This is a genomic window from Kitasatospora sp. NPDC057223 (assembly GCF_042669755.1).
Taxonomy (GTDB): domain Bacteria; phylum Actinomycetota; class Actinomycetes; order Streptomycetales; family Streptomycetaceae; genus Kitasatospora.
This window is the reverse complement of the sequence record NZ_JBHUWW010000214.1, coordinates 1-9,616: the sequence shown is the minus strand read 5'-3', so window position 1 is coordinate 9,616 and position 9,616 is coordinate 1. Positions and strand designations below refer to the sequence as shown.

Annotated in this window: 8 protein-coding genes; 5 read left to right on the top strand and 3 right to left on the bottom strand. The window is 71.3% G+C overall.

Annotation, left to right across the window (positions count from 1 at the left end):
- The first annotated feature begins 1,211 nt into the window (after window positions 1-1,211).
- The 5 genes from ACFUK0_RS38355 to ACFUK0_RS38335 all read left to right on the top strand — a co-directional run bounded on the left by ACFUK0_RS38355 (window position 1,212) and on the right by ACFUK0_RS38335 (window position 6,603).
- A complete protein-coding gene (locus ACFUK0_RS38355; RefSeq protein ID WP_380258398.1) occupies window positions 1,212-2,153 on the top strand; it encodes a DUF4394 domain-containing protein in 942 nt (313 codons plus the stop codon).
- Between the two features lie 925 nt (window positions 2,154-3,078).
- Window positions 3,079-3,663 (top strand): ECF RNA polymerase sigma factor SigK, encoded by a 585-nt coding sequence (gene sigK / locus ACFUK0_RS38350; protein WP_380258396.1) that lies wholly within the window; start codon window positions 3,079-3,081, stop codon window positions 3,661-3,663.
- Window positions 3,660-4,421, top strand: coding sequence for an anti-sigma factor domain-containing protein (locus tag ACFUK0_RS38345; protein ID WP_380258394.1), 762 nt, complete (start codon window positions 3,660-3,662; stop codon window positions 4,419-4,421). The genes sigK (ACFUK0_RS38350) and ACFUK0_RS38345 overlap by 4 nt, the downstream gene beginning before the upstream one ends.
- A gap of 948 nt (window positions 4,422-5,369) precedes the next feature.
- A complete protein-coding gene (locus ACFUK0_RS38340; RefSeq protein WP_380258392.1) occupies window positions 5,370-5,507 on the top strand; it encodes a hypothetical protein in 138 nt (45 codons plus the stop codon).
- Window positions 5,508-6,087: 580 nt separating this feature from the next.
- A complete protein-coding gene (locus ACFUK0_RS38335; protein WP_380258390.1) occupies window positions 6,088-6,603 on the top strand; it encodes a TspO/MBR family protein in 516 nt (171 codons plus the stop codon).
- Between the two features lie 290 nt (window positions 6,604-6,893).
- Here ACFUK0_RS38335 and ACFUK0_RS38330 read toward each other — a convergent pair whose 3' ends face one another.
- From ACFUK0_RS38330 to sigK (ACFUK0_RS38320), 3 genes are all read right to left on the bottom strand, one after another.
- Entirely contained in the window at window positions 6,894-7,076 is a 183-nt protein-coding gene (locus tag ACFUK0_RS38330) for a hypothetical protein (protein ID WP_380258388.1), read from the bottom strand.
- On the bottom strand, window positions 7,076-7,819 hold the full coding sequence (locus tag ACFUK0_RS38325) for an SDR family NAD(P)-dependent oxidoreductase (protein ID WP_380258386.1): 744 nt from the start codon (window positions 7,817-7,819) through the stop codon (window positions 7,076-7,078). The genes ACFUK0_RS38330 and ACFUK0_RS38325 overlap by 1 nt, the downstream gene beginning before the upstream one ends.
- 313 nt (window positions 7,820-8,132) lie before the next feature.
- Window positions 8,133-8,744, bottom strand: a complete 612-nt coding sequence (gene sigK / locus ACFUK0_RS38320) for an ECF RNA polymerase sigma factor SigK (RefSeq protein ID WP_380258400.1) — start codon at window positions 8,742-8,744, stop codon at window positions 8,133-8,135.
- Between the last annotated feature and the right edge of the window lie 872 nt (window positions 8,745-9,616).

The window sequence follows — 9,616 nt, the reverse complement described above, 5'->3', positions numbered from 1 at the left end:
TGCCAACACCACCCCGCCGACGCCCCCGGCCACCGAACCACGCCGGAACCCGCCCCGTTCAACCCCCGCCCCCGCAGCTGGTGAACCCGCCGCACCAGGCCCGCACGCGGGTCCGCGAGCAACACCCGAAGCCGGCCGCCGACGTCCGCCCCGACGACGGCCTGCGCCTCTCGATCCCGGTCTGCCCGGGTGCCCCACCCGGGCAGGCCGGAAGTACGTGTCTGCCGTTCCCTGCCGCCCCTGGCCGGGTCATAGCGGCCCGGGGCTCGGCGCAGCGGACAGCCCGTTCGATGACGTAGGCGCCCGGCCGCGTACTTCCACGGTAGGTTCCGGACCTTCGGCCCGGCAGAATTTGAGAGGCCATCAGGGTGGAGGCGCCCCCGTCGTGGCCGATCCGCGCCTCACCGGCGCGCCGGGAGGTTGGCGGGAGAACCCGAAGTGCATCCGCCCGCTCCTCGCCGGTACGGGGTCGGGCCCAGCCGGCTCCGGGAGAACGAGAACGGACGGTGGTTGGTCGCGGTCGCCTACGGTGACAGGACGTAGGCGCGCCGGGCCTCGAGCACCTTCCCGGGAGCACGGACCGCGGTGCGGCCCGCGCCTGGCCGCTCGGGACAGCGGCCAGGTGCGGGCTGCTTGAGGCCGGGAGCGCACAACACTCCGTACCGGGGACGCTACGGCGGCTGGGGGCCTGGGCCGGTGAGGCACACCGACGCTGTTCGGTCGGATCGGAGAGGAGCAGGTGCCATGCTGGTGAGGCGGTGGCCGGCGTGGTGAGGTCGGGTCCAGGAGGGACGTTCCGCAGAGCCCGCGCGCCTCGTGTTCAGGGAACCGGCCCCGGCTGACGGCCTGTCGGCGCAGTGGCTGCGGTCTGCTCATCACCGGCAGTCGCGGGGCCTGGCCGCCCGGGCACCGCGAGGCGGCCGGACGTAGGGGCTCGCGGCGGACCAGCAGGGACCGACTCCCGTGCGCCTCGAAAGGCACTGTTCGCGGGGCCGTTGGGCGGTCACTCCGGCGAGTGCACCGCGCGCCCCGCTCAGCGCGACGCGCAACGGTACGGGTGCCCGGGGAAGGCTGTGGGCGGTGCGCTGCGGTGATGCGCCACCTGGCGGTGGCTGGCCCGGGCTGCCCGGCGGCTTGCGGCGCCGGGGCCTAGCGTCGGTGTGGGGACGAAACCCGTTCTTCTCCAGCTGTTCTGACGTCAAGGAACCTTCATGCTCAAGCGCTCTGCCCTGCTGCCCGCCGCCGCCCTGCTGGTGGCCGCCGCCCTTGCCGCGCCCGCCGCCTTCGCCGACGGGATGGGCCCGGCCGCGGCCAAGCCGCAGAAGAACACCGCCAGCGGCGAGGAGCACGGGCACCACCACGGCCACCACCATCACAACCCGCTGTGGTCGCTGGGCCTGACCACCGACCACGACCTGGTCGCCTTCGCCACCGACCACCCCGAGAAGATCGACCGCATCGGCAGCATCAGCGGCCTGGAGGGCGACCAGCACCTGGTCGGCATCGACTACCGCGTCCAGAACGGCAAGCTCTACGGCGTCGGCGACAAGGGCGGCATCTACACCGTCAGCGACGACAACGCCGACGCGAAGAAGGTCTCCCAGCTGACCATCGCCCTCGAGGGCACCAGCTTCGGCGTCGACTTCAACCCCGCCGCCAACCGCCTGCGCGTCATCTCCGACACCGGCCAGAACCTGCGCCACAACATCGACGACCCCAACGGCGCCCCGGCGGCGGGCACCACCGTCGCCGACGCCACCCTCACCAACCCGCCCGTCCCCCCGGCCACCACCGGCACCACCGCCAAGGGCGTCACCGGCGCCGCCTACACCAACAACGACACCGAGGCCGCGACCGCCACCACGCTCTTCGACATCGACACCACCGCCGACCGCGTCTCCCTGCAGTCCCCCGCCAACGCCGGCAGCCTCGCCCCCACCGGCAGCCTCGGCATCGACGCCGACAACCACGCCGGATTCGACATCTACTACAACCCCGAGCACCACACCAACACCGGCTACGCCTCCCTCGGCGTCGGCGGGGAGCGCCGCTTCTACAAGGTCGACGTCCTGACCGGCACCACCTACGACCTCGGCGCGTTCCCCCAGGGCTACCAGGTCGTCGACGTCGCACTGCCCCTCGACCAGGGCTGACCCGCCCACCCCGACGAACCACGGTGGGCGGGACCCGGACCGACCGGGCCCCGCCACGCGCGCCGAAGCCTGGAAGCCGAACGGCGCACACCCCCCATTCGCCACCACCACGCCACCGGACTGCACCCGCCCGGGTGAACACGCACCCAGGGCCCCCTTGATCGGCACTCCCGCGCAAGGCTGCGGACGCTCGGCTAGGTCCTGGTCGGAGCCGGAGTGCTTCAGGAGGATCCGGCCCCAGGAGCTGTGCCGGTGGCGATGTGGCGGCGGCCGGGCAGCTGCGTCGATGGGCGGAGGCACTGCTGGCTGGCAGCAGCCGATTTCGGCGCGCGATGCCGCGCGGGCAACCGGTGCAGGTCCGGCGGGCAGCGCCGGCCTCGGCCACCCGCACGGGCGGTGATCCTCAGGGCAGGGGAGGAGGGCCCTGCGCGTTTCCAGAATCTCCAGGGCCTGCGCCGTAACGGTCAGGTACCGCGCATCGTGACCCGTCGGCGGCTCCACAACACTGTCCATGGCTGAGATCCTGACCGCGCTCCGGGCAGGGGGCGAAGGGCAGACACCCACTCGCCGAGGACACCGGAGCGCTGCTGGCGGACGTGCTGTTCCCGCGCCGGTTCCAGAACGACGGTGACCCGCACCGGCGGCATGTCGCCGAACAGGCGGCGTTCACCCTCCGTTGACGGGCTCACTGGCAGATGTCGGTGCCGCACCAAAAGATGAGCCCAATGCACGAAACGTCACGGATCAGGGCAAACCATCGGGCCAGCGTGTCCGAATAAGTGAGCCGGACCGGCCGAGGTCCCAGAAGCAGCCCTGACCCGGAGGCCCAGTTGGAGGCTCCCATGCGCGCACAGCACCCGCGTGACCGCGCCGCCCAAAGGCGGTGGCCGGTGGCATCGCCGCCCCGCCTCCCCGGAGCGGCACCGTGAGCGGCATCCCGCAGTTCGCGGCCGCGCAGCATCGCGGCCCGGACCTGGTGGAGTTGCTCGCGCGCAGCGCGTTCGGTGACCAGGACGCCTTCCGCAGGCTCTACGTCACCGTGTCGGGACCCGTGTTCGGCCTGGTGCGCAAGGTGCTGCGCGACCCCGCGCAGTCGGAGGAGGTGACGCAGGAGGTCATGCTGGAGGTCTGGCGGACCGCTGCCCGCTACCGGCCGGAGCGCGGCGGGGTGATGACCTGGATCATGACCCTCGCCCACCGCCGCGCGGTGGACCGGGTGCGCAGCGCGCAGGCTGCCGCAGACCGTGAGCGCCGGGCGGCGGCCCGGTCGCAGGGGATCGCGTACGACGAGGTTGCCGAGCAGGTCGAGCATCGGTTGGAGCGGGAGCAGGTGCGCCGCTGCCTGGAGTCGCTGACCGAGCTCCAGCGGGAGTCGGTCACGCTGGCGTACTACCGGGGCCACTCCTACCAGGAGGCCGCCGAGATGCTCGGGACGCCGCTGGGCACGGTCAAGACCCGGATGCGCGACGGCCTGATCCGGCTGCGCGACTGCCTGGGGGTGGGGTCATGACCACAGCCGCCGATCTGCACACGCTCACCGGCGCGTACGCCGCGCACGCGCTGCCGGATCCCGAACGCACGGAGTTCCGCCGTCATCTGGAGCGGTGCCCCGCCTGCACCCTGGAGGTGCAGGAGTTCAGGGCCGCGCTGGCCCGGCTCGGCGCTGCGGAGACTGCCGATCCCCCTTCTCGGCTGGAGTCTCTGGTGATGGCCGGCATCGGCTCCGTTCGGCAGTTGGGACCGAGCGGGCCCGACCCGTCCGACCAGGACGACGGTGCGCGCGGGGACCGGCGCAGCCGGTTCGCACGGTCCTGGCCCAGGTTGGCGCTGGCCGCCTCCGTCGCGGCCGCCATCAGCCTGGGCGCTGTGGCCGTCGACCAGCACCAGGACGCGCAGCGGGCCCAGCAGCAGAGTGCCCAGGTGGAGGAGCAGACCGCGGCCTTCAGTCACCTGCTCACCGCGCCCGACGCCAAAACCAGCACGGCGAGCGCCGGCCCGGGCGCCGGCACCGTGGTCTGGTCCCAGAGCCGCGGACAGGCCGGCTTCCTCGCCGGCGCCCTGCCCTCTCTGACCGAGGGCAAGGTCTACGAGCTCTGGTTCGACGACGCTGGCGCGGCACGCCCCGCCGGCCTGCTCGCGACCTCCACCGGTTCGGTCCTGCTGAAGGGCCCCATCGACGGCGCCACCGGCGTCGGCGTCACCATCGAGCCCGCCGGTGGCTCCCTGCAGCCCACCGGCCTGCCGGTCCTGGTCCTCCCGTTCAACTGACCGCCCGAACGGGCATCACCCGACGCGAGGATGTCGCCGTGCCGGTGCGCGAGGTGCCACCAGGCTGCCCCGGGCAGGCATTCGGGCCGGCTACAGACGCTGCTGCCCGGGCCCGAATCAGCGCAAGCTGAAAGAGCCGGCCCGCCGTGGGCCGGATGCGGGCCGCTCCTCGTACCGAGGATGCGTGTGATGGTCCTCTTGCTCCTGGTCGTCATCATCGCGATCGTGCTGGGCATCGTAGGCATCGTCGTCCACGGACTGCTCTACCTGCTTGCTGTCGGTGTGCTTCTCCTATCGCCGACGTGCTCTGCCTTACTGTGCGCTCGGCCGGAAAGCGGCGTTCCCTGCGCTGTCCTCGGTGCTGCCGCAACCCCGGTCCGCAGCACGGTATGAAGGCGTACGGCAGCGTGAAATGCGAATAGCGGGGTCATAGCAGGCCTACACCGCCTGCGGCCCCTCCCCGAGCACCTGCAGGCTGACCGGCGTCCTCGTCCCGTCCAGACCGCCACTTCGCGCGAGGACGAGCAGCGCGATCCGGCGGATGCTCAACGCACAGCGCCGGTTCCTCACGGCAGATGCGAGAGCCCGTCCAAGAGCACGAGAACGTCCTCGACGGTGTGTACGGTCCGGTCCATCCGGCCCCCCTCTCGACCGATGTCGATCACCGGAGCGAGGATGGAAAAGGCCAGGCAGGCGCTACCCGCTGCTCGGCCAGCGCTACTACCAAGGTGCCGGCGGCATCCGGCTGTACAGCTACTGGGTATGGGCCGACCTCGCCTGCGCCCTCCTCAGCACCGGCCTCGTCGTCATCGTCGCAGCCCGCCGCACACTGGTCACCGCGCCATCGGCCCTCCACCACCTGCGCAGGGGCACACCCAGCGGCCCGCAAGCAGTCGCCGTCCTCGCCTGCGCCGCACCTTCAGCATCCTGAGCGCCGACCTCTCCGGCATGAGCAAGGCCGAGACGGAACGCATCTGGCTGCTCGCGGCGGCAGCGCTGCTCCCCTCGCGCGACCATCGCCGCTGGCTCGTCTGTCAGGTCGTCCTCGCTCTCCTCGTCAACCACCTCCTGCTCACCAACTGGTGAGAGGTCCTGAGCCGGGTCCGGGCCTCACGACACTTGACTGCACGGCTAGGGCTTTGAGGCGGTGAGGGCGGCTGGGCCGAGCGAGCACGCCTATACCTCTGCCTCCGCCTCCATCGGCCTGCCCGTCCCTGACCTGGGCTACGTCGCTGAGGTCGAGAAGGGCCAGGACGGCTACGGGTTCTTCTCGTAGTTCGCGAGGGCGAGGCCGAAGATCCTTGAACGCGCCGACCGCTGGGGCATCCACGTCGGCGAATGGGCTCCCACCTCATGGCGGGCAGGCACCGAGCCGACCAGCCGGACCCGGCCCCCGAACACCGGACCGACCACAGCACCGATGCCGCCCGTCACGGACGCTGGCAGCCCTGGTTCACCGCGGCCCCACCAGCTCCGCGACACGCCGCGACGCCTGACCCACCGGCACTGGCGGAACAACCCAAGATCCGGCACGACGTGCGCACGTTCCAGCTGTCGGCTGAGGAACCCCCGCACCACTGCCCGGCCCTGCCCCGGCCGCGCACCCTGCGCGATTCTCAGGGCCGCACACAGGTAAGGAAGCGGCCGGCGGGGCAAACGAAGGTGTATGAGGATCATCGGCGAACGATCACAGCGCCCGATCCGCCGCAACTGGCCGGTGTACGCGGCGACCACAGCGGCCGTGACCGCCACTGCGGTCGTCGGCGGGCGAGCGGTGGACGCAGACAGCGCCTGGTACCGCTCGTTGGCGAAGCCGCCGTGGCAGCCGCCCGCCTGGGCGTTCGGCGCGGTGTGGACCCCGCTCTACGCCTCGATCGCCTGGGCCAGCGGCCGGGCCCTGGTCAAAGCCCAGGGCCGGGAGCGCCGAACCCTGGTTGCAAGCCTGGGCGTCAACCTCACTCTGAACACCGCGTGGAACTGGTTCTTCTTCCGCAGCCGCAGTCCCGTGGCCGGCGCGGCAGGAACCGTACTGCTCGACCTCAGCAACGCCGACCTCATCCGGCGTACCGCTCACGCCGATCAAGCGGCAGCCGCCGCCTTGCTCCCGTACGCCGCATGGTGCGCCTTCGCCACTGCCCTCAACATCGACATCGCACGACGCAACCGCACCAAGGATCACTGAGCGGGTTCGTGGTTCATCGCACGAACGGAAGGCCACACCCAAGAACTGCTACGGGGAGTTCCCCCTCGCGGACGGGCGAGCGTCCGCCGCGGTCACCTGGACCGTGCGAAGTGCTGGTTGGCGGGCTGTTCCCGGGCGCTCCTCCTGCGGCAGGCGCCCCGAAGACCCGCGCGGCCCGCGTTCGATCAGGCAGCTCGCAGAGCCTTCGCCGCCGCTGCGCCGGCCCACTCCAGGTGGCAGTGGGCGCCCTTCTCAGGACCCAGCAGCCATCTCTGCCCGCAGTGCGACAGTCACGGGTCCATGGGCGTGTTCCGGTGCATTGCCTCGGCGAGTTCCTCCAGCAGGGTGTCATCGGCGACGGCTTCAAGGACGTCGAGCAGGACATCCAGGACGGCGGCGTCTCCTTGCTTCACCGCGTGGCAGATCTGTTCGACCAAGCGGTGGGCCCGGCTGCTCTCCAGACGAGTCGGCATCACACTGCACCTCCGTGGGAGTCGAAGTGCCGAGGCCGTTGCACGGATCCGGGAAGGGCAGTGGGGCCGGTCGGGGCGGACGGGGCCAGGACCGCTGTTCCCCGGGTCAGGCCGTCGAGGACCGCGTTGACCCACAGATTCAGGTCGGCGCCGGGGGGCATCGCGGGGATGCTGCCGCTCACGGCGCGCTGCGCGAACCCGGTGTCCAGGTGCGGCAGGCGCGCGTCGAGTACGGAGATCCGCCTCGCGTGCTGCTCGACGCGGACAGCGCCGAGCCAGGCGGCCAGCGCGCTCTTGGATGCCCGGTAGGAAGCCATTGCGGGAAACGGGCGGTCAACCACCACTCCCGTCAGGGCGCCCATGGCGCCGCCCGGGCCCAGGACGGACAGGGCTCCCCCGAGCACGGCCATGGGGCCCAGTGCGTTCACCGTCATGAGGTGCTCCTGGATCGCGAGCGGAAGCTGCTCGGCGTGGCCGAAGGCAACTGCTCCGAACGCGACCAGTACCGCGTCCAGGCCGCTGGTCCGCTCGGCGGCCCGGGCCGCGAGGGCCGCGCAGGTGTCCAGGTCATAGGCATCGAACAACTCGCTCCCCGAAGCCCCGATCCGGTCGGCGACCCGGGCCAGGCGCTGACGGTCACGCCCCGCCGGCACCACCGTGGCACCCCGGGCAGCCGCCTCGGCGGCGATCTCACCGCCAATGACTCCGGTGGCACCGGCCACCAGTACTCTCATCCCGCTCATCTCCACGAAGCGGCTCCTCTCTACCGGGGCCTCCGCCGAGCGCCTGTGGCGATCCGCAGAGCTCCGGCCGCTGTCGGCCGTGTCGCGCTCCAGCAGCCGGTCGTGATCACGGCTTCGCACGGACGGTGGGCAGGAGCCGCGCGACGTAGTCGGCTGGCGCGGGCGACAGCTCGACGCGGCCGCCACTCGCAGGAGCAGAGTGCTGTGACGGTCGTGACCTCGGAAGGAACGCCGATGTCGCGCGCTCTGGACAAGGAATGACCGCCATGACCACCTTCGGCGGTTCGCAACGTGTCGGCACCGTAGTCACACCTCACGGCACACTTCGAAGTTCGTCCCGCAAGCGGCCCAAGCCGTCTCGCGTCCTGGTTTTGACCGTCCCCAACGGCACGCACAGCAACTGAGCGATCTGAACCTGCGTGAACCCACCGAAATAGGCCAGCACCAGGGCTTCGCGCTGCACCTCAGTCAGGCCCGCCAGCGCAACCCGCACCCGCTCCCTGTCGACGGTCCGCTCGACTTCTTCCGAAACACTGTCGACTGGCACAGGCGCATCCTCGCGAATGAAACGCCGTTCCCGGTCAGAGGTTGCCTGCGTGGCCCGAACACGGTCCACGGCGCGCCGATGCGCGATGGTCAGTACCCATGTCAACACGGAACCGCGCTCGGAACGGTACCCGGCTGCCGCTCGCCACACCTCCAGCAGGACCTCCTGCGCGACCTCTTCCGACTGCGCCGGATCCCGCAGAATCCTCAAGACGAGTCCATACACGGGGCCGGCCACCATGCCGTACAGCCGGGTGTAGGCCGGCTCGTCACCGCGGCCTACCAAGTCCGCCAGTCTCTTGAGCTCTTCCGCCGCGGTAACCGGACCCGCTGAGCCAAGCCGAGCCGACGCCTCGGCCGGCGGCAGGCTCTTCATCATCAACACCACGCGGCCAGCCTCGGCCAGTCCGTCTATACCTGCCACTCGCATGGCTTGTGCATCGTTGTGCCGGCTCCGCTCTCCTTGCAGTCGCTCTCCACCGGACCGGCCCACCATCGCAGCGTGCAGTCCCGCATCGAGTCGGGGTGGCCGCGTCGATGAGATTCTTGGAGTCGTGGCGGGGCGGTGCTGACTGCCGAAGACGCAGCCCGAAACGCACCGTCCGTCCGTGCGCACCGGGGACACCGCCAGGGCCACGACGGCGTGCGACCGCCTCGACTCAGTCCACAGCAGGGAGGGCAACCCGGCCGGGCGCCGGCAAGGGGCCGACACGGCGGCGGGGCCGGAGAGGACACCGGTGGAGTCCGCCCCACGGGTCGCGGGTCAGTCGGTAGGGAGAGCTGGCGACGACAGGCGACGCCGTGCGCTGGGCAAGGGCCGTTCGCAGCATCGCGATGGACGGGCGGCTCCTGCCCGACAGGGTCGGGCTGCTACTGGAAGCCGTGAACTGCGGACACCTCGCCCCCTGATCACCGGCCCGCCCGGACTCCGCGAGGCCGACATCCCCTCGATGCTGCCGCTCGGCTTCGGCGCCCTCGCCGCGCAGACACCCACCCTGTCCACCATCGAACCGGACCCCGGGGGCACCCTCCTGCAGCACACCGACGGCCTCAGCGAACCACGCAACTCCTCCGGCGAGTTCTACCCCTCACCGAGGACCTGGCCGCCAACCCGCCGACCGACCCGCACGAACTCGTACGGCACCTGCGGACCCGGGTCCAGGAATGGACCCACCACCTGACCGACGACATCGCCATCATCGCCCTCACCAGAACCACCACCCCACAGCCCGGCGAGGTCAGCACGGCGCC

Coding starts and splice junctions, on each gene's coding strand:
- ACFUK0_RS38355 (WP_380258398.1), top strand. CDS start 1,212: ATGCTCAAGCGCTCTGCCCTGCTGCCCGCCGCCGCCCTGCTGGTGGCC.
- ACFUK0_RS38335 (WP_380258390.1), top strand. CDS start 6,088: ATGAGGATCATCGGCGAACGATCACAGCGCCCGATCCGCCGCAACTGG.
- ACFUK0_RS38345 (WP_380258394.1), top strand. CDS start 3,660: ATGACCACAGCCGCCGATCTGCACACGCTCACCGGCGCGTACGCCGCG.
- ACFUK0_RS38325 (WP_380258386.1), bottom strand. CDS start 7,819: ATGAGCGGGATGAGAGTACTGGTGGCCGGTGCCACCGGAGTCATTGGC.
- ACFUK0_RS38340 (WP_380258392.1), top strand. CDS start 5,370: ATGAGCAAGGCCGAGACGGAACGCATCTGGCTGCTCGCGGCGGCAGCG.
- sigK (WP_380258400.1), bottom strand. CDS start 8,744: ATGATGAAGAGCCTGCCGCCGGCCGAGGCGTCGGCTCGGCTTGGCTCA.
- ACFUK0_RS38330 (WP_380258388.1), bottom strand. CDS start 7,076: ATGCCGACTCGTCTGGAGAGCAGCCGGGCCCACCGCTTGGTCGAACAG.